The organism is Streptomyces sp. NPDC006384 (assembly GCF_042870695.1).
Classification (GTDB): domain Bacteria; phylum Actinomycetota; class Actinomycetes; order Streptomycetales; family Streptomycetaceae; genus Streptomyces.
Window position 1 is genome coordinate 223,077 of record NZ_JBIAHR010000006.1, and the last position, 17,971, is coordinate 241,047.

Here is a 17,971-nt window from a genome sequence, read left to right on the forward strand (position 1 = left end):
GTGCGGGCGACGGGCTCCGCCGGAGACGGCACCGGGCAGACGGCCCTCACCGGCGCGGCCGGTCCCGTACGGCCTCGATGTGCTCGGCGACGGCGACGACGATCAGCCGTGTCTCGGGGACCGTCGCCCGCCAGCGGTGCCGCACCCCGCCGGTCAGGTACAGCGTGTCGCCGCGGCCCAGCCGGTAGGCGCGGCCCTCCGCCTCGATCTCCACGGCGCCCTCGGCGACGAACATCAACTGGTCGTTGCGGTACTGCAGCTCGCGGCCGGCGTCGTGGTCGCCGGTGAACTCCGAGGCGTGCATCTGGTGGTGTCCGCGCACCAGGGAGCGCGTCCTCGGCGCGAACTCCGGGTCCGGGTCCTCGGCGCGGACCACGTCCACGCTGCACGCGGGATCGGCGGCGGCGAGCAGCTCCACGGCGGTGGTGCGCAGCGCGTCGGCCACCTTCTCCAGGGAGGTCCGGCTGGGGCGGGCCCTGTCGTTCTCTACCTGGCTCAGGAAGGGCACGGACAGGCCGCTGCGCTCCGCGACGACGGCGAGGGTGAGCTCCAGGGCCCGGCGCCGCCGCCGTACGGCCGCGCCCACTCGAAGGTGCTGGTCTTTGTGGTCGCCCATCGCTCCGGCTCCCTCCTTCGCCCGTCGCCGTGGTGTCCGGGTGCCGCCCGCGTCCGGGTGCCGTCCTCCCGAGGAGTTCTCTGCACCCTACGCATGTCCGGCAAACCGTTTCACGCGGCCGTCACATCGACGTCACGGACCACTGGCCGCGACCTCACGTTTCTCGCCACGTGACGAGCCCGCCCGCCGCGACGGCGGACGCCCTACCGGTTCAAGGCACACATGGCTTTCCGTGTTCCCCGCCGGTCCGTCCCGTCCCGCCCGCCGGGGGCTGGGCCGGTGACATGGCGCTCCGTGGTTGTCCGGATCCTAACCGTGTTCCGGGGGTGAACGAACGCGAGGGGTGGGTTCCCGTGCTCTTCGGAGCGTGGGAGCCCACCCCTCAGGGGACCGGTACGGCGGCTACGCGGGGGTCATCCGGCCGATCATGTCCGGGTGCTCCTCCAGCCAGGCCTCCACCGCCTGCTGCTCGTGGCCCTGGCCGCGGTCCTTGATCTCCGCCTCCAGGCTGCCGAGTTCGTCCTCGCTCATGCGGAAGTTCTTGATCCACTCGGTGAGCTGCGGGTACTGCCCGGGGAACGCCTTGCTGGAGATGGTGCGGATCGTGTTGCCCTCGCCGAAGGCCTTCTTCGGGTCCTTCAGCTTGGTCAGCTCGTACTCGCTGTACGCCCAGTGCGGGGACCACAGCGTGACCGCGACCGGCTCCTTCCTGGCGAGGGCGCGCTTCAGCTCGGCCAGCATCGCCGGGGTGGAGCCGTCGACGACCTCGTACTCGTCCTGGAGGCCGTAGGCCGGCAGGACGTCGTTCTTGACCAGCTGCATCTGACCGGTGCCGGGCTCGATGCCGATGATCTTCCCGTCGAACAGGTCCGCCTTGCCCTTGAGATCCGCGAGGGACCTGACGTCCTTCACGTACGAGGGGACGGCGATCTCCAGGGAGGTCGGCTCGTACCAGGTGCCCAGGTCGGTGAGCCTGTCCTTGTTCTTCTCCCAGTAGTTCTTCTGGGCGTGCGGCAGCCACGCGTCGAAGTTGAGGTCGATGTCGCCGGTGGCCAGGCCGGTGTAGACCGGGCCGACGTCCATCTGCTTCAGGTTCAGCCTGTAGCCGCGGCGCTCCAGGACGTTCTTCCACAGGTGGGTGACGGCGACGTCCTCGTCCCAGGGGAACCAGGCCACGTCCACGGGGCGCCCGGCCTCGGCCGGGACGGCGCCGGAGCCGCCCTTCACGGGGGCGAGCTTGTCGACCAGGCCCGGGTGGGACCCCAGCCAGGTGCGCACGGCGTCCTGCTGCTTGCCCTTGCCGGCCTTGTTGATCTCGGCCTCGAGGCTGGTGAGCTGCTTCTCGGTGAGCGTGAAGTCCTTCATCCACCGGGCGACGGTGGGGTCGTCGCCGGCGAGGCCCTTGCGGGACAGCGTGTGCACGCCGTCGCCCTCGCCCCAGGCGCCCTTGGGGTCCTCGAGCTTCTTCAGGTCGAGGTCGTTGTACGCCCAGTGCGGGGACCAGAGCGTGACGACGATCGGTTCCTTCCTGCTCATGGCCCGCTTCAGCTCGGCCAGCATCGCCGGGGTGGAGCTGTCGACGACCTTGTACTCCTTGTCCAGGCCGTACTCCTCGAGGACCTTGCTCTTGAGCAGGGCCATCTCGCCGGCGCTGGACTCGATGCCGGTGATCTTCCCGCCGAACTCGCCGGCCCTGCCCTTGAGGTCCGCCAGGGTGTCGACGTCCTTCATGTAGGCGGGGACGGTCAGCTCCAGGGACGTCTCGTCGTACCAGGAGCCGAGGTCGTCGAGGCGGTCGCCGTACTTCTTCCAGTACTGCTCGTGGGTGGTCGGCAGCCAGGCGTTGGTGACGATGTCGATGTCGCCCTGGGCGAGGGAGGTGTAGAGCGGGCCCGCGTCGAACTGCTTGGCCTCCACCTCGTAGCCGCGCTGTTCGAGCATCTCCTTCCACAGGAAGGTGGAGGCGACGCCCTCGTCCCAGGGGACGTAGCCGAGGGTGATCTTCTTGCCCTGGCCGACGTTCTTGCCCGCGGCGACGCCCTCGGTGCCGCCGGAGCCGCCGGAGACGCCCATGCCGCCGGCCACCAGGCCCAGGACGACGACGCCGATGACGGCGACCTGCGGGCGGGGCCGGTAGGTCCAGATCTTCAGTCCGCCCGCGGCGCGTGCCCTGGCGGCGGCGCGGCGGCCGAGCGGGGAGACCTGGGTGCCCAGGGCGCCGGTCATGCGGTCCAGGTAGATCGCGAGGATCACGATGGCGACACCGGCCTCGGAGCCGAGACCCACGTTGAGCTGGCCGATGGCCTCGTTGACGTCGCCGCCGAGGCCGCCGGTGCCGACCATGCCGGCGATCGCGGCCATGGACAGGCCGAGCATGATGACCTGGTTGACGCCCGCCATCACCGTGGGCAGAGCCAGCGGGAGCTGGACGCGCAGCAGGGTGTTGCGGGGGGTGGTGCCGAAGGCCTCGGCGGCCTCGACCAGTTCCTTGTCGACCTGGCGGATGCCCAGCTCGGTCATGCGCACGCCCGGGGCGAGCGCGAAGATCAGGGTGGCGACGATGCCCGCGGAGGCGCCGGTGCCGAAGAACAGGATCGCCGGGATGAGGTAGATCATCGCGGGCAGCGTCTGCATGAAGTCCAGCACCGGCCGGACGATGCCGCTGACCCGGTCGGAGCGGGCCGCCCAGATGCCCACGGGCACGGCGACGACCAGCGCGATGATGGTCGCGACGAGCACCAGCGCCAGGGTGATCATCGCGTTCTCCCACAGCTCCATGGAGACGATGAACGCGAATCCGAGGAAGGTGAGGACACCGGCGAGCGTGCCGCGCAGCCAGAAGGCGATGACCGCGAAGATGCCGACGAGGAGCAGGGGTTCGGGCGCCTGGAGGACGGCGTTGATGCCGTCGTAGGTGCCGGTGAAGACGGTCTTGAGGAAGTCGAAGAGCCACGCGACGTGGGCGAGCAGCCAGTCGACGGCGTCGTTGACCCAGTCGCCGAGCGGGATCCTAGGCACGGGCCATCACCTTCTCGGTGCCCTTGTCGCGCGGGGAGTCGCAGATGCCGGCCTCGCCCTGCTCGTCGCCCAGGAAGCCGATCAGGCGGCGGGAGGGGACGACGCCCACGAGGTCGCCGTCGTCGACGACCGCGACGGGGTGCGGCACGCGGGCGCTGATGGCGCACAGGTCGGTGAACGGCGTCTCGGGCGTCGCCGTCTCGCACGCGCAGTCGGCCTCGTCACCGCGCAGTCCGGTCTCCATGACGGCGCGGGCGGTCAGGACGCGGGAGCGGTCGACGTCCTGGGTGAAGGAGGCGACGTAGTCGTTGGCGGGGCGGATCAGGATGTCCTGCGCGGTGCCTATCTGCACGATCCGGCCGTCCCGCATGACGGCGATGCGGTCGCCCAGGCGCATGGCCTCGTTCAGGTCGTGGGTGATGAAGACGATGGTCTTCTTCAGGGTCTTCTGCAGTTCGAGCAGCTGGTCCTGCATGTCGCGGCGGATCAGCGGGTCGAGGGCGCTGAAGGACTCGTCCATCAGCAGCAGGTCGGCGTCGGTGGCGAGCGCGCGGGCGAGGCCGACGCGCTGCTGCATGCCGCCGGACAGCTCGTCCGGCCACGACTTCTCCCAGCCGGCCAGGCCGCACAGGGCGAGCGCCTCGTCGGCGCGGCGTTCGCGCTCGGCGCGGGGCACGCCCTGCACTTCAAGGCCGTAGGCAGCGTTGTCACGGACGCTGCGGTGGGGGAAGAGCGCGAAGTGCTGGAACACCATGCTGATCTTCTTGGAGCGGACCTCGCGCAGCTGGCGCTCGCTGATCTCGGTGAGGTCCTGGCCGCCGAAGCGGACGTGCCCGGCGGTCGGCTCCAGCAGGCCGTTGAGCATGCGCAGCAGCGTGGACTTGCCGGACCCGGACAGGCCCATGACGACGAAGATCTCGCCGGGCTCCACGGTGAAGGTGGCGTCGATGACGGCGGCCGTGGCGCCGTCGGCGCGCAGTTCCTCCCGGTCGGCCGACTGGCGCAGTCGTTCGACCGCCTGGTCCGGTTTTCTGCCGAACACCTTGTACAGGTGCTCGGCCTCTAGCCTCGCTGACACGCTTACCTCTTGGCTCGGGGGCAGGGACGGGGTGCGAAACCGGCCAACAGTTGAATGAATCAACCAGCTATCACCCGGCTGCGCGCCTGCCCTGATCGCCCCGACCCAAACACAGGAGTGACCCGGCTCACATGAACCCCGGTATTCACTCGCGTGACCTGCGGCATGATGCGAGGCGTGACCGGACGACTGATGCTCCTCGACACCGCTTCCCTCTACTTCCGCGCCTACTTCGGCGTGCCGGACTCCGTGAAGGCGCCCGACGGCACGCCGGTGAACGCCGTGCGCGGCCTCCTCGACTTCATCGACCGCCTGGTGAAGGACCACCGGCCCGACCACCTCGTCGCCTGCATGGACGCCGACTGGCGCCCGCGCTGGCGGGTGGAGCTGATCCCCTCCTACAAGGCGCACCGCGTCGCCGAGGAGCGCCCGGCGGGCCCGGACGCCGAGGAGGTGCCCGACACGCTGTCCCCGCAGGTACCGGTGATCGAGGCCGTCCTCGACGCGCTCGGCATCGCCCGCGTCGGCGTGCCGGAGTACGAGGCGGACGACGTGATCGGCACCTACACCGCCCGCGCGAAGGGGCCGGTGGACATCGTCACCGGCGACCGCGACCTCTACCAGCTCGTCGACGACGCCCGCGGCGTGCGCGTGCTCTACCCGCTCAAGGGCGTCGGCACCCTGCAGCTCACCGACGAGGCGGTGCTGCGCGAGAAGTACGGCGTCGACGGCCGCGGGTACGCCGATCTGGCGGTGCTGCGCGGCGACCCGAGCGACGGCCTGCCGGGCGTGGCCGGCATCGGCGAGAAGACGGCCGCCAAGCTGCTCGCCGAGTTCGGCGACCTGGCGGGGATCGAGGCGGCGGTCGACGACCCGGCGGCGAAGCTCACGCCCTCGCAGCGCAGGCGGCTGACCGAGGCCCGGCCGTATCTCGCGGTCGCCCCGAAGGTCGTCCGGGTCGCCGACGACGTACCGCTGCCGGACGTCCCCACCGCGCTGCCGCGCACCCCGCGCGACCCGGCGGCGCTGGAGGAACTGACGGCCCGCTGGGGCCTGGGCGGGTCGCTGCAGCGGCTGCTGACGACGCTGGGCGCCTGAGCGTGTCACCGTGCGCGGGCGGGGTCCGCGCACGGAATCAGCCCTCCGGCGAGGGGCACCCGTACGGTGCCCCGAGGGCCCGGGGGACTGCGGTCAGGGGATCCCGACCGGGGCGAGGATGCTAACTTAGGTATACCTAACTCAGGGAACAGGGAGGCCGTCATGGCAGAGCGCCCGGGCCGCAGGCCGCGCAAGCCGCACACCGCACAGGTCGTCCGCACCGAACGGCTCACCCCGCACATGCAGCGTGTGGTGCTCGGCGGTGAAGGGCTCGCCGGGTTCTCGGCGGACACCTGCACGGACCACTACGTGAAGCTGCTGTTCCCCGCCGAGGGCGCCACCTACCCGGAGCCCTTCGACATGGAGCGGATCCGCGAGGAGTTCCCGCGCGAGCAGTGGCCGGTCACCCGGACCTACACGGTGCGCGAGTGGGACGCCGAGCGCCGCGAGCTGACCCTGGACTTCGTGATCCACGGCGACGAGGGGCTGGCCGGGCCCTGGGCGAAGCGCGTCCGGCCGGGCGAGACCGTCCGTTTCCTGGGCCCCGGCGGCGCGTACGCCCCCGACCCGGCCGCCGACTGGCACCTGCTCGCCGGTGACGAGAGCGCGCTGCCCGCGATCGCCCGGTCCCTGGAGGCGCTGCCCGACGGCGCCCGCGCCTTCGCGTTCGTCGAGGTCGAGAACGCCCAGGAGGAGCAGAAGATCGACTCGGACGTGGAGATCGTCTGGTTGCACCGCGGTGACCGCCCGGTGGGCCAGGCCCTGGTCGAGGCCGTGCGCGGCCTGGACTTCCCCGAGGGCCGGGTGCACGCGTTCGTGCACGGCGAGGCGGGCTGCGTGAAGGAACTGCGCAAGCTGCTGCGTGTGGAGCGTCGGATCCCCCGCGAGGACCTGTCCGTCTCCGGCTACTGGCGGCTCGGCCACAACGAGGACGGCTGGCAGGCGTCCAAGCCGGAGTGGAACGCCCGCGTCGAGGCGGAGCAGGAGAAGGCCCCGGCCGCCTAGCCACCGGACCGCCCGGCCACCGGACCGGCGGTGCCGGGCCGGGTACGGCGGTTGCCGGGAGCCGGCCGCCGCCTCGTACGCTGGCACCCGATGAGACGCCGTACGCCTCCCCCGCCCCCGCCCCTCCCCCAGCGCCACGGGGTGGACCCGGTGCGGGTGCGGCTGCCCGCCGGCGGGCCGTGGGCGACCGTGCGCGAGCATCTGGTGGAGCGGCTGTCCGGCGCGGGGCCCGGGACGGTCGAGGCCATGTTCGCCGCGGGCCGGTTCGTCGGCGCCGACGGCCGCGCCGTGGCGGCGGACGCGCCGTACGAGCCCGGGATGTACGTGTGGTTCCACCGCGAGGCGCCGCCCGAGGTGCCGGTGCCCTTCCCGCTGGAGGTCGTCTACCGCGACGAGCACATCGTCGTCGCCGACAAGCCGCACTTCCTGGCCACCACCCCGCGCGGCGGCCATGTAACCGAGACCGCGCTGGCCCGGCTCCGCCGCGAGCTGGGCCTCCCCTCCCTCGGCGCCGCGCACCGCCTGGACCGGCTCACCGCCGGGCTGGTGCTGTTCACGGTGCGCCCCGAGGAGCGCGGCGCCTACCAGACGCTGTTCCGCGACCGGCGGGTGCGCAAGGAGTACGAGGCGGTCGCACCCTACGACCCCGCGCTCGCCCTGCCCCGGACCGTACGCAGCCGGATCGTGAAGGAGCGCGGGGTCCTGGCCGCCCGGCAGGTCGAGGGCGAGCCGAACGCCGAGACCCGGATCGAGCTGGCCGAGCGCCGGCCGGGCCCGGCCGGCGGCACGCCCCTGGGCCGGTACCGGCTGGTGCCGGCCACCGGGCAGACCCACCAGCTGCGCGTGCACCTGAACGCGCTCGGCATACCGATCCTCGGCGACCCCCTCTACCCCGAGGTGGCCCCGCCCGTGCCGGCCGGCGACTTCCGGCGCCCGCTGCAACTGCTCGCGCGGGAGCTGGCGTTCACCGATCCGGTCACGGGACGCGCGCACCGGTTCCTGAGCGGACGGACCCTCACGGCGTGGACGGCGTACGAGGAGTGGGCCGGCCGTCAGTAGCCGCGCCACCAGAGCAGGAAGCGCTGCCAGGCGCCCCGGGGCCGGACCTGCTCCGGCGGCTTTGCCGGCCCGGACGGCCCGGACGGCACCGCGGCCGCCGGGTCCGGCGCCGTCACGGACGCGGCGGGCACGGGCTCCGGCGCCGGTACGGTGCTCACCTCCCTCCGGGGCTCCGGCAGCGAGGTGCCGATGTGCCAGCCGACGCGCTGCGGCGGCACCTGGGTGTGGCTCGGCTGCTGCGTCACCTCCTGCTGCGGCCGCGGCTCGAACCGCACCGGCAGTTCCACCAGGTGCCGCGACGCGATCGACGACCGCCAGCGCAGCTCGTCCTCGTCGCAGTCGAGCCGGACGTCGGGCAGCCGCATCAGCAGCGCGTCGATGCCGGCGTCGGCGATGGCGCGCCCGATGTCCTGCCCCGGGCACTCGTGCGGGCCGCCGCCGAAGGCGAGGTGGGCCCGGTTGCCCTGCATGCCCGCCGCCGGGTCGGGGCGGATGCGCGGGTCGACGTTGCCCGGCGCGATGCCGAACAGCAGGCCGTCGCCGGCGCGGATGCGCTGGCCGCCCAGTTCCGTGTCCTGTTTGGCGAAGTAGGCCAGCACCGTGCTGAACGGCGGCTCGTCCCACAGGGACTGCTCGACCGCCTCGGGCACCGTCATCTGGCCGCCGCTGAGCTGCGCCCGGAAGCCCGGGGCGGTGAGGACGACGCGCAGCACGTTGCCGAGGAGGTTGACGGTCGCCTCGTAGGCGGCGAGCAGGACCAGCCGCAGGTGCTCCCTGACCTCGTCGTCGGTGAGTCCGGCCGGGTGGGTGACGAGGTGACCGGCGATGTCGTCCTCGGGCCGGGCGCGGCGGGCCGCGGCGAGCCGCCCCAGGACGTCCATGACGTAGGCGTGGCTGGCGACGGCGGTGTCGGTGCCCTTGAGCGTGTCGCGGGCGGCCTCGACCAGCCGGTCGTCGTACTCCTGCGGCATGCCGAGGAGCTCGCACATCACGCCCATCGGCAGGTGCTCGGCGAACTGGCCGATCAGATCGGCGTGTCCCTCCTCGCAGAACCGGTTGACGAGGCGCTGGGTGTGCCGGGTGATGTGCCGGCGCAGCCCCCGGTAGTCGATCGTGGAGATGGCGCCGGTGACCGCGCCGCGCAGCCGCTTGTGCTCGTCGCCCTCGGCGTGGGAGCAGATCGGCTGCCAGGCGATGTGCGGCATGAGCGGATGGTCCGGTCTGACCATGCCCTCGTTGAGCGGGGTCCAGATGCGGCTGTCCCGGGAGAACTGGGCGGGTGTGCTCACCATGTGCAGGTTCTCGGCGTGGCCGAGGACGATCCACATCGGCACGTCGTCGTGGAGCAGTACGGGCGCCACCGGCCCGTACTGCCCGCGCAGCCGCTCGTAGAGCTCGTCCAGGTCGCCGGCCTCGTTCAGCCGGTGCAGTCCGCCCGGTCCGAGTCCGTGCGCGGGGCAGCCGGGGGGTGGTTCGAGCAGCGGGGCGCCCGCTTCGGCGGGGGCGGGGCGTTCAGGCGTCACAGTGTGGCTCCGCAACAGGGGTGTGGGTCGGCAGGGGGGAGCGGTCGTGCGGGTCAGACGAGCACGCCCTTCACGGCGAGGGAGTGCAGGAAGCGCATCAGTGTCATCAGGACGTCCCGGCTGGAGGCGCGGCGCCGCACGTCGCAGTCGAGGATGGGGATCTCCTCGGGCAGGTCGAGCGCGGTGCGCAGCTCGGCGACCGGGTGACGGGGCGCGTCCGGGAAGGAGTTGACGGCGACCACGAAGGGGACGCCGCGTTCCTCCAGCCGTCCCATGACGTCGAAGCTGACCTCCAGGCGGCGGGTGTCGACCAGCACCACCGCGCCGAGCGCACCCTCGAACAGGCCGTTCCACAGGAACCAGAAGCGTTCCTGGCCGGGAGTGCCGAACAGGTACAGCACCAGCTGGTCGGTGATGCTGATGCGGCCGAAGTCCATGGCGACGGTGGTGGCGGTCTTGGAGGGGGAGCCGTAGTTGTCGTCCACGCCGATGCCCGCCTGGGTCATCGTCTCCTCCGTGGTCAGCGGTCTGATCTCGCTGACCGAGCCGACCATGGTGGTCTTGCCGACCCCGAAACCGCCCACGATGACGATCTTCACGGCGGTCTCGGCCGTGTGCGGCAGCCGGTCCTCCGTGCGCGGTCCGGGAATCGTGTCAGAGCTTTTGAAGTCCATGCATCACCGCTTCGAGAAGGGATCGGTCGGCGACCTTCCGGCGGACGGCCGGCGCGCGGGCCTGCACCAGTTCCACCGCCAGCAGGTCGGTGAGGAGCGCGGTCACCACGCTGAACGGCAGGCTCAGGTAGGCCGACAGCTCGGCCGCGGACAGGGGTGCGGCGCACAGCCGCAGCAGGGCCGCCTGTTCCGGCGTGGCCGACGCCGGCGGATCGGCGCGGGCCACGATCAGCGTGACCAGGTCGATGTCGGCGCGCTCGCCGCCGCCCTCGCCGCCGATGACGAAGAGCCGCTCGGGGTTGCGGAGTTCGCCTTCCCCGGGCGGCGGGTCCGCCGAGGGGGAGGCCGCGGACGGCTCCTGGCCGGGGGTTCGCCTCTGGCGCTGCGGAGGAGTCATACGGTCTGCCCGTTGCGCCGCGCGGGACTGGTCAGGTGGGGGCCGATGCGGGCGACCAGGTCGGCCATGCTGAGGCTCATCCGGCCGGGCTCGCAGCGGACGTCGGAGAGCACGGCGAGGTAGGCGTTGGGGCCGGCGGCCATCAGGTAGAAGTAGCCGCCGTTCATCTCGATGATGACCATCTTCATCCCACCGTCGCTGGTGGGGATCTCCTGGGCGACGGCGCCCGCCAGGCTCTGCAGGCCGGCGCAGGCGGCGGCGACCCGGTCGGCGGCGTCGGGGTCGCCGGAGTAGCGGGCGATGCGCAGACCGTCGGCGGAGAGCACCACGATCATCTCGATGCCCGGGACACCGTCGTAGAGGTCCCTGAGCATCCAGTCGAACTTGCCTTGCTGCTCGATCACTTGAGGTTCCCCTCGTCGTCGGCCGGGGCGCCGGCCGGCCGGCTGCCGGACTGCTGGTGGGCCTGGGTCAGGCCCGGATGCTGCTTGAGGCCCTCCCAGAAGGCCTCGACCCACTGCCCCGGCGGGGTCACGTCGGCCGGCGCGGGCTCGGGCTCGGGGGCCGGGACGCCGTTGCGGGCCCGCTCGGCGGCCAGGCGGGCCTCCCGCTCGGCCTCCTCCCGCTCCCAGGCCGCCTGTTCGGCGAGCCGCCGGCTGAGCGGCGTCTTCACCCGGCTGCGGCGCTGCGGGAGGCCGCCCGCCGTCCACTCGGTGACCTCGGGGACGTCGTCCTCGAACGAGACCGTGGCCGGGATGCGCGGGCTGGTGGGGCGGCGCTTCTTGGGCTTGCGCTCGGGGCCGGGCAGGGCGTCGGGGCCCGGGGTGGGGATGGAGGCCGCGCCGATGCCGTGGGCGAGGCCGACGCCGGGCTCGGTGGTCATCATCTTGCTCGGCACGATGAGGATGGCGCGGACCCCGCCGTACGCGGAGGCGCGCAGCGAGACGTCCATGCCGTACTGGGTGCACAGCCGCCCGACGACGGACAGGCCCAGGCGCGGGTGCTGGCTGAGGTCCTGCACGTCCGTGCCGCGTTTGGCGTCCTCGAGCAGGCCCTCGATGCGGGCGCGGGACTCCTCGCTGAGGCTGACGCCGGCGTCCTCGATCTCGATGCACACGCCGCTCTGCACCTCGGTCGCGGTGACGTGCACCTTGGAGCCGGGGGGCGAGTAGCGGGTGGCGTTGTCGAGGAGTTCGGCCGCGGCGTGGATGACGGGCTCGACCGCGGTGCCCTTGATGTTGACCTTGGCGATGGAGGCCAGGTTGATCCGGCGGTACTCCAGGATCCGGGACATGGCTCCGCGCAGCACGCTGTAGAGGGCGACCGGGGCGGGCCACTGGCGTCCGGGGCGGCCGCCGCCGATGACGGAGATCGAGTCGGCGAGGCGGCCGATCAGCGCGGTGCCGTGGTCGAGGCGCAGGAGGTCGTCGAAGACCTCGGGGTTGCGGCCGTGGTCCTCCTCCATCTCGCGCAGTTCCTTGTTCTGCTGGTGGACGATCGCCTGGACACGGCGGGCGATGTCGACGAAGGAGCGCTCTGCGGACTCGCGCATGGAGTCCTGGTGGTCGATGATCGCGCAGACCTTGTGGATCAGGTGGCGCTGGGGCTCGCCGAGGTCGGCGTAGGACGGGTCCAGCTCGTGCAGGTGCCTCATCACCTCGGCGGGGGTGTTCCCGCTGCGCATGTGGTGCAGCGCCGCCGGGAGGATCTCGGTGCCGATGCGGGCCATCTCCTCGTGGTGGCCGGCCACCCGCCGTTCCAGGTACGCGCTGTGACGGGCGTGCTCGGCGCGCACGGCCCGCAGGACGCGGCCGCGGCGTACCGCTTCGCCCGCCGTCGCGATCACCAGGAGCGTGGCGACGGCACCGCACCAGACGACGGCGGGCCGGGCGGCTTCCGGCACGAGGGCGACGGCCGCCCCGGTCGCCGCGGCCATCAGTATCGCGGGGAGCAACAGCGTGCGCGCGTAGGGAAGTTCGCTGCGCCCTGGAGGGGAATCGACACTCACCATGTAGGCCCTCTGACATCACGGATCGACGGGAACGGGGAAGCCGGCTGGGGGTATGCCTGGCAGTTGCCGGGACCTTCGGCGCATAGGGAACAAGCGCGCGAATCCACCTCAACTCGGTGCGCTGCGGGCGAGCCTAGCCCGAGCGGATCATCGCCATGTCATATTCGGCAAGCACCTGAAACGGGCACCGTGACCGGAGTACCCTCGGGCACATTTACACAGCGTGAAGCCACTCGAACACGATGTGTGACTCCGCACGGGCATACGAAAATACGCACCGTGCCGGGTGAAGCACCGGTACGGCACGCGACGACGAGGGAAGTGACGCTTCGGCGCCCGGACGCGCGAAGGCCCGGCAGGGCGGGCGGTCCTTCCCCTGTCGGGGCGGGTACCGCGCCCTGCCGGGCCGGGAGAGGCCGCGCGGGTCAGCCCACGGACGAGTAGGCGACCACTCCGCGCAGCAGCCCGTCGACCGCCTTGCGCGCGTTCTTCGGGACCGTCGACCCCTCGCCGGGCGCGGCCGCGGCGATCTGGCCGAGGACGTCGATGACCTGCTTGCACCAGCGCACGAAGTCACCGGCCGGCATCTCCGCCTCGCGCAGCACCTCGTCGAGGCCCTTGCCCGACGCCCACTCGTGCGCCGCCCAGGCGAAGCCGAGGTCGGGCTCGCGCTGGCCCACGCCCTCGGTCTGGCTGATCCGGAACTCCTCCTCCAGAGCGTCCAGCCGGCCCCAGATGCGCACCGTCTCGGCGAGGGCGGCCTTGGCCCTGCCCGAGGGCAGCTTCGGCGCCATCGCGTCGTCGGCCGTCCGGGACTCGTAGACCAACGCCGAGACGCAGGCGGCGAGTTCGGCCGGCGCGAGCCCCTCCCAGACGCCCTCCCGCAGGCATTCGCTCGCGAGCAGGTCGAGCTCGCCGTAGAGCCGGGCGAGCCGCTTGCCGTGCTCGGTGACCTCGTCGCCGCGCAGGTAGTCCATCTCCGTCAGCAGCGCGACGATGCGGTCGAAGGTGCGGGCGATGGTGTTCGTCCGTCCCTCGATCCGGCGCTCCAGCTGGGAGGTGTCGCGCAGCAGCCGGTGGTAGCGCTCGGCCCACCGGGCGTGGTCCTCGCGGTCGTCGCAGCCGTGGCAGGGGTGGGCACGGATGGCCTTGCGCAGCCGGGCGATCTCCCGGTCGTCGGCGGCCTGGGACCGCTTCTTGCGAGCCCGTTCCGGCGGGATGTGCCCGGCCTTGGTGCGCAGCGCGGAGGCGAGGTCGCGGCGGGACTGCGGGGAGCGCGGGTTGAAGGACTTCGGGATCCGCATCCGCTCCAGCGCCTCGACGGGCACCGGGAAGTCCATCGACGCCAGCCGCTTGACCTGACGCTCCGCGGTCAGCACCAGCGGGCGCGGCCCGTCGTGGTGCTCGAAGCCGCGGTGGCCGTTGGTGCGCCCGGCGGGCAGGCCCGGGTCCAGCACCAGGGCGAGACCGGCGTACTTGCCCGCGGGCACGTGGATGACGTCACCCGGCTTCAGCCTCTCCAGCGCCACGGCGGCCTCGGCGCGCCGCTGGGCCACGCCCTGCCGGGCCAGCTCGGTCTCGCGGTCCTTCAGCTCCCGGCGCAGCCGCGCGTACTCCTCGAAGTCGCCGAGGTGGCAGGTCATGGAGGCCTTGTAGCCCTCCAGCCCCTCCTCGTTGCGCTGCACCTGCCGGGAGATCCCGACGACCGACTTGTCCGCCTGGAACTGCGCGAACGAGGTCTCCAGCAGCTCCCGCGAGCGGTGCCGGCCGAACTGCCCGACCAGGTTGACCGCCATGTTGTACGACGGACGGAAGCTGGAGCGCAGCGGATAGGTGCGCGTGCCGGCGAGGCCCGCGAGGTGCTCGGGGCTCATGCCGCGCTGCCACAGCACCACGGCGTGGCCCTCGACGTCGATGCCGCGCCGCCCGGCCCGGCCGGTGAGCTGGGTGTACTCGCCGGGGGTGATGTCGGCGTGCTGCTCGCCGTTCCACTTGACCAGCTTCTCCAGCACCACCGAGCGGGCGGGCATGTTGATGCCGAGGGCGAGGGTCTCGGTGGCGAAGACGGCCTTGACCAGGCCGCGCACGAAGAGCTCCTCGACGACCTCCTTGAACGTCGGCAGCATGCCCGCGTGGTGGGCGGCGATGCCCCGCTCCAGGCCCTCCAGCCACTCGTAGTAGCCGAGGACGTGCAGGTCCTCGGTGGGGATGGAGGCGGTGCGCTCCTCCACGAGGGCGCGCACCTTCGCGCGCGCCGCGTCGTCGTTGAGCCGCAGTCCGGCGTACAGGCACTGCTGGACGGCGGACTCGCAGGCGGCGCGGCTGAAGATGAAGGTGATCGCGGGCAGCAGGCCCTCGGCGTCGAGCCGCTCGATGACCTCGGGCCGGCCCGGTGTCCAGATACGGGTGCGCTGTCTGCGCTCGCGCTCCCGGTCGGCCTCGCGCATGTGCCGTCCGCGGCGGCGGTCCTGGTACGAGGGGCGGGTCGCCTCCATGCGCGCCATCCGCATGAGGTCGGGGTTGACGGCCTTCCTGTGGCCCTCGCCCTCCTCGAACAGGTCGTACATGCGGCGCCCGGCCAGCACGTGCTGGAACAGCGGCACCGGACGGTGCTCGGAGACGATCACCTGGGTGTCGCCGCGCACGGTGTCCAGCCAGTCGCCGAACTCCTCGGCGTTCGACACGGTCGCCGACAGCGACACCAGGGTCACCGACTCGGGGAGGTGGATGATCACCTCCTCCCACACGGCGCCGCGGAAGCGGTCGGAGAGGTAGTGCACCTCGTCCATGACCACGTACCCGAGGCCGAGGAGGGTCTGCGAGCCGGCGTACAGCATGTTCCGCAGGACCTCGGTGGTCATCACGATCACCGGGGCGTCGGAGTTCACGCTGTTGTCACCGGTGAGCAGACCGACCCGGTCCGTGCCGTAGCGGCGGCACAGGTCGCTGTACTTCTGGTTCGACAGAGCCTTGATGGGTGTCGTGTAGAAGCACTTCTTGCCCTGCTGGAGGGCCAGGTGGACGGCGAACTCGCCGACGATCGTCTTGCCGGAACCGGTGGGGGCGGCGACCAGCACGCCCTTGCCGGCCTCGAGTGCCTGGCAGGCCTCGATCTGGAAGGGGTCGAGGCCGAAGTCGTACATCTCGCGGAAGGAGGCGAGCGCGGTGGCCTGCTCGGCAGCGCGCCGGCGTGCTGCCGCGTACCGCTCGGCCGGTGAGAGATCCTCTGTCATCGTACTTTCGAGCGTACCGGGCCCCACCGACAACAGGACGATCTTTATCCGACCCGGCCCTTGGCACCGCCGTCCCCGCCCGCGACACCGCGTGCGTTCCGGGCCCGCACGTGCGAAGGGCCGGACGGTCGTCCGTCCGGCCCCTGCCCACACGCCTCTGTCGTACCGCCCGGCTCAGGTGACGTCGTCGTAGCCGTTGTACCGGGCCGTCGGGGTGGTGCCGTCGGCTCCCCCGTCCGCCTGCTGGGGCAGTGCCCGGGCCGCCGTCACCGGTTCGACCTCGCCGACCGGCTCCGGGGTGAGGTCGAGCGGCGACGCCTCGTCGTCGTCGAGTCCGGCGTCCGGATCGGCGCGGCGCCTGCGCCTGTCGTTGAGCAGGGCGAAGCCGACGGCCAGGAAGTACAGGACGACGATCGGGCCGGCGAGCGCGATCATGCCGACGGGGTCGGTGGTGGGCGTCGCCACGGCACCGAAGACGAAGACGCCCATCACCACGCCACGCCACCAGCCGGCCATCCGGCGCCCGGTGACGGCACCGGCGGCATTGAGCATGACCAGCACCAGGGGAAGCTCGAAGGCTCCGCCGAAGATCAGGATCATCCGGACGATGAAGTCCAGGATCTTGTCCATCGGCAGGATGTTCGCCGACCCGTCCGGGGTGATGCCCAGCAGCACGCGCATGCTGATGGGCATGATCGTGTACGCGAGCCAGCCACCGCCCAGGAAGAGCGGCACGGCCGCCGCCACGAACCAGTACGTGTACTTCCGCTCGTGCTGGTGCAGGCCCGGCGCCACGAACGCCCAGAGCTGGTAGAGCCAGACCGGGCTGGAGATGACGATGCCCGCCATCAGACACACCTTCACCGTCGTGGTGAAGGGCGACAGCAGGTCGGTGTAGGCGATGACGGCGCAGGCGCCTCCGGTGGACTCTCCCAGACCGTCGGTACAGCGAGGCACGGGGTCCATGAGGAAGGTCATCAGCTGCTGGCTGTAGAAAGCAGCCACCACGGTGACGACCGTGATCGCCAGCATGCCTTTCGCGAGCCGGTTGCGCAGCTCACGCAGGTGCTCCACGAGGGGCATCCGCCCCTCGGGATCCTTCTCTCTCTTGCGGGCAGACTTGAGCAACCCACATCCTCATCTCGTGCGATGGGCCGGTCGCCACCGGCCCTGCGTCAGCGCTTGGTCGTGTCCGTCGGCTCGGTGACCGGGCGCGAACTGGTCACGTCACCGGGGGCGGCCTGGATGGTGCGCTGCGTCGCGGCCTGCTCGGGGTTCGGCGGATCGGCGGGGGCGGCGGACTTGTTCTCGTCCTTCATCGCCTTCGCCTCGGACTTGAGAATGCGCGCGGACTTGCCGAGCGAGCGTGCCATGTCCGGGAGCTTCTTCGCGCCGAACAACAGGATGATGACGACGAGAATAAGAATGATCTCGGTAGGTCCGAGCCTTCCCATAAGTCTTTACCTTCTCACCGAGGCGGCTGGGTGGGTGCTGTCCGATCTGTCGGACAGGTGTCCGACCGACCGTGTTGTGCAGCGATCGTAACGCTCAGGGGTGAACGTGAGGCAATCCCTGTGCGTACTCCCGTCCGCGTCCGGGCCTCGTTTTCCGGAGCGCGATCAGCAGCGTACCTTCCGGGACCTGCGGGATGACAGGGCGAGACCGCAGGGAACGCGGCGCGCCGGAACCCCTCGGGCCGGTCGCAACGAGCAGGCCGCGCCACGGTTTCCGGCGCGCACCGGTGAGGAGGCTCACAGCGCGTCCGCGGAGCGGGCGGCGCTCTGTGCCGCCCGCTCCAGGTCCGCGGCGGCCCGGTTGATCCGGTGCGCCGCGTCCGTCACCTGCAGGCCCAGACGCCGCGCCTCCACGAACACCCGTACCGCGAACACCGCGAGCACGACGAGACCCAGAAAACCCACGGCAACCGCGAACATCGGCCAGAACATGACGTCGAGCGTAGACCCTTCCGCGGACCGGTTCCGACCACCGTCCTCCGGACCGCGGGGGCAGCCGCTAGACCGTGGAGTGCAGCCGCAGGGTCCGCACTCCGCCGCCGATGAGCAGTTCCACGATCCGCTCCCCCGCGGGCTTGCGGACGGCGGATCCGCACTCGGGGCAGGTGAACGAGTAGAAGGTGGTGCGGCTCGTGGCGCCGATGGCCAGGCGCAGGGCGCCGGCGGCGAGTTCGAAACGGCCCCGGCAGTCGGGGCAGCCGGCCCGGAAGACGACCGGGGGGACACGCCTCATGCCGGCGAACGC

At 71.8% G+C, this 17,971-nt stretch carries 16 protein-coding genes; 3 read left to right on the forward strand and 13 right to left on the reverse strand.

The genetic code is table 11. The features are described 5' to 3' along the window. Positions 1–46: 46 nt before the first annotated feature. From ACFYOJ_RS10275 to ACFYOJ_RS10285, 3 genes are all read right to left on the reverse strand, one after another. Complete coding sequence (locus tag ACFYOJ_RS10275; protein ID WP_356553867.1) at positions 47–616, reverse strand: XRE family transcriptional regulator; 570 nt, start codon at positions 614–616, stop codon at positions 47–49. 402 nt (positions 617–1,018) lie between these two features. Next, a complete protein-coding gene (locus ACFYOJ_RS10280) occupies positions 1,019–3,634 on the reverse strand; it encodes an ABC transporter permease/substrate binding protein (protein WP_356553866.1) in 2,616 nt (871 codons plus the stop codon). Further along, entirely contained in the window at positions 3,627–4,712 is a 1,086-nt protein-coding gene (locus tag ACFYOJ_RS10285; protein ID WP_356553864.1) for a glycine betaine/L-proline ABC transporter ATP-binding protein, read from the reverse strand. The genes ACFYOJ_RS10280 and ACFYOJ_RS10285 overlap by 8 nt, the downstream gene beginning before the upstream one ends. A 168-nt stretch (positions 4,713–4,880) precedes the next feature. Between ACFYOJ_RS10285 and ACFYOJ_RS10290 the strand changes: the two genes are divergently transcribed. From ACFYOJ_RS10290 to ACFYOJ_RS10300, 3 genes are all read left to right on the forward strand, one after another. Further along, the gene (locus ACFYOJ_RS10290; protein ID WP_356554052.1) at positions 4,881–5,810 is read left to right on the forward strand and encodes a 5'-3' exonuclease; all 930 of its coding nucleotides are present in this window, start codon (positions 4,881–4,883) and stop codon (positions 5,808–5,810) included. A 162-nt stretch (positions 5,811–5,972) separates the two neighbouring features. Further along, positions 5,973–6,815 carry a siderophore-interacting protein gene (locus ACFYOJ_RS10295; protein ID WP_356553863.1) on the forward strand — a complete coding sequence of 281 codons (843 nt, stop codon included), beginning with the start codon at positions 5,973–5,975 and terminating at the stop codon, positions 6,813–6,815. 90 nt (positions 6,816–6,905) lie between these two features. After that, positions 6,906–7,874 (forward strand): RluA family pseudouridine synthase, encoded by a 969-nt coding sequence (locus ACFYOJ_RS10300; protein WP_356553861.1) that lies wholly within the window; start codon positions 6,906–6,908, stop codon positions 7,872–7,874. On the opposite strand, the gene ACFYOJ_RS10305 is transcribed toward ACFYOJ_RS10300, so the two are convergent. The 10 genes from ACFYOJ_RS10305 to ACFYOJ_RS10350 all read right to left on the reverse strand — a co-directional run bounded on the left by ACFYOJ_RS10305 (position 7,868) and on the right by ACFYOJ_RS10350 (position 17,959). Next, the gene (locus tag ACFYOJ_RS10305; protein ID WP_356553859.1) at positions 7,868–9,397 is read right to left on the reverse strand and encodes a cytochrome P450; all 1,530 of its coding nucleotides are present in this window, start codon (positions 9,395–9,397) and stop codon (positions 7,868–7,870) included. The two genes, ACFYOJ_RS10300 and ACFYOJ_RS10305, sit on opposite strands and share 7 nt — an antisense overlap. Positions 9,398–9,450: 53 nt before the next feature. Further along, a complete protein-coding gene (locus ACFYOJ_RS10310) occupies positions 9,451–10,071 on the reverse strand; it encodes an ATP/GTP-binding protein (protein WP_356553858.1) in 621 nt (206 codons plus the stop codon). Beyond that, positions 10,052–10,468 carry a DUF742 domain-containing protein gene (locus ACFYOJ_RS10315; RefSeq protein WP_356553856.1) on the reverse strand — a complete coding sequence of 139 codons (417 nt, stop codon included), beginning with the start codon at positions 10,466–10,468 and terminating at the stop codon, positions 10,052–10,054. Before ACFYOJ_RS10315 ends, ACFYOJ_RS10310 begins: the two co-directional genes overlap by 20 nt. Beyond that, complete coding sequence (locus ACFYOJ_RS10320; RefSeq protein ID WP_388596591.1) at positions 10,465–10,842, reverse strand: roadblock/LC7 domain-containing protein; 378 nt, start codon at positions 10,840–10,842, stop codon at positions 10,465–10,467. The genes ACFYOJ_RS10315 and ACFYOJ_RS10320 overlap by 4 nt, the downstream gene beginning before the upstream one ends. Before the next feature lie 26 nt (positions 10,843–10,868). Beyond that, positions 10,869–12,479, reverse strand: a complete 1,611-nt coding sequence (locus ACFYOJ_RS10325) for an ATP-binding protein (RefSeq protein WP_356553852.1) — start codon at positions 12,477–12,479, stop codon at positions 10,869–10,871. A 425-nt stretch (positions 12,480–12,904) separates the two neighbouring features. Next, positions 12,905–15,712, reverse strand: a complete 2,808-nt coding sequence (locus ACFYOJ_RS10330; protein ID WP_356553851.1) for a DEAD/DEAH box helicase — start codon at positions 15,710–15,712, stop codon at positions 12,905–12,907. 174 nt (positions 15,713–15,886) lie between these two features. Beyond that, the gene (tatC, locus tag ACFYOJ_RS10335; protein WP_356553849.1) at positions 15,887–16,795 is read right to left on the reverse strand and encodes a twin-arginine translocase subunit TatC; all 909 of its coding nucleotides are present in this window, start codon (positions 16,793–16,795) and stop codon (positions 15,887–15,889) included. Between the two features lie 92 nt (positions 16,796–16,887). After that, positions 16,888–17,166 carry a Sec-independent protein translocase subunit TatA gene (gene tatA / locus ACFYOJ_RS10340; RefSeq protein WP_225636670.1) on the reverse strand — a complete coding sequence of 93 codons (279 nt, stop codon included), beginning with the start codon at positions 17,164–17,166 and terminating at the stop codon, positions 16,888–16,890. Between the two features lie 297 nt (positions 17,167–17,463). Further along, on the reverse strand, positions 17,464–17,658 hold the full coding sequence (locus ACFYOJ_RS10345) for a hypothetical protein (protein ID WP_356553848.1): 195 nt from the start codon (positions 17,656–17,658) through the stop codon (positions 17,464–17,466). Positions 17,659–17,725: 67 nt separating this feature from the next. Continuing rightward, the gene (locus tag ACFYOJ_RS10350; RefSeq protein ID WP_356554050.1) at positions 17,726–17,959 is read right to left on the reverse strand and encodes a hypothetical protein; all 234 of its coding nucleotides are present in this window, start codon (positions 17,957–17,959) and stop codon (positions 17,726–17,728) included. Between the last annotated feature and the right edge of the window lie 12 nt (positions 17,960–17,971).

What these genes read in the sequence shown, in the direction of transcription:
- ACFYOJ_RS10310 (WP_356553858.1), bottom strand. Translation starts at nt 10,071, where the DNA reads ATGGACTTCAAAAGCTCTGACACGATTCCCGGACCGCGCACGGAGGAC.
- ACFYOJ_RS10295 (WP_356553863.1), top strand. Translation starts at nt 5,973, where the DNA reads ATGGCAGAGCGCCCGGGCCGCAGGCCGCGCAAGCCGCACACCGCACAG.
- ACFYOJ_RS10290 (WP_356554052.1), top strand. Translation starts at nt 4,881, where the DNA reads ATGCGAGGCGTGACCGGACGACTGATGCTCCTCGACACCGCTTCCCTC.
- ACFYOJ_RS10330 (WP_356553851.1), bottom strand. Translation starts at nt 15,712, where the DNA reads ATGACAGAGGATCTCTCACCGGCCGAGCGGTACGCGGCAGCACGCCGG.
- ACFYOJ_RS10320 (WP_388596591.1), bottom strand. Translation starts at nt 10,842, where the DNA reads ATGCTCAGGGACCTCTACGACGGTGTCCCGGGCATCGAGATGATCGTG.
- tatA (WP_225636670.1), bottom strand. Translation starts at nt 17,166, where the DNA reads ATGGGAAGGCTCGGACCTACCGAGATCATTCTTATTCTCGTCGTCATC.
- ACFYOJ_RS10345 (WP_356553848.1), bottom strand. Translation starts at nt 17,658, where the DNA reads ATGTTCTGGCCGATGTTCGCGGTTGCCGTGGGTTTTCTGGGTCTCGTC.
- tatC (WP_356553849.1), bottom strand. Translation starts at nt 16,795, where the DNA reads ATGCCCCTCGTGGAGCACCTGCGTGAGCTGCGCAACCGGCTCGCGAAA.
- ACFYOJ_RS10325 (WP_356553852.1), bottom strand. Translation starts at nt 12,479, where the DNA reads ATGGTGAGTGTCGATTCCCCTCCAGGGCGCAGCGAACTTCCCTACGCG.
- ACFYOJ_RS10275 (WP_356553867.1), bottom strand. Translation starts at nt 616, where the DNA reads ATGGGCGACCACAAAGACCAGCACCTTCGAGTGGGCGCGGCCGTACGG.
- ACFYOJ_RS10300 (WP_356553861.1), top strand. Translation starts at nt 6,906, where the DNA reads ATGAGACGCCGTACGCCTCCCCCGCCCCCGCCCCTCCCCCAGCGCCAC.
- ACFYOJ_RS10350 (WP_356554050.1), bottom strand. Translation starts at nt 17,959, where the DNA reads ATGAGGCGTGTCCCCCCGGTCGTCTTCCGGGCCGGCTGCCCCGACTGC.
- ACFYOJ_RS10315 (WP_356553856.1), bottom strand. Translation starts at nt 10,468, where the DNA reads ATGACTCCTCCGCAGCGCCAGAGGCGAACCCCCGGCCAGGAGCCGTCC.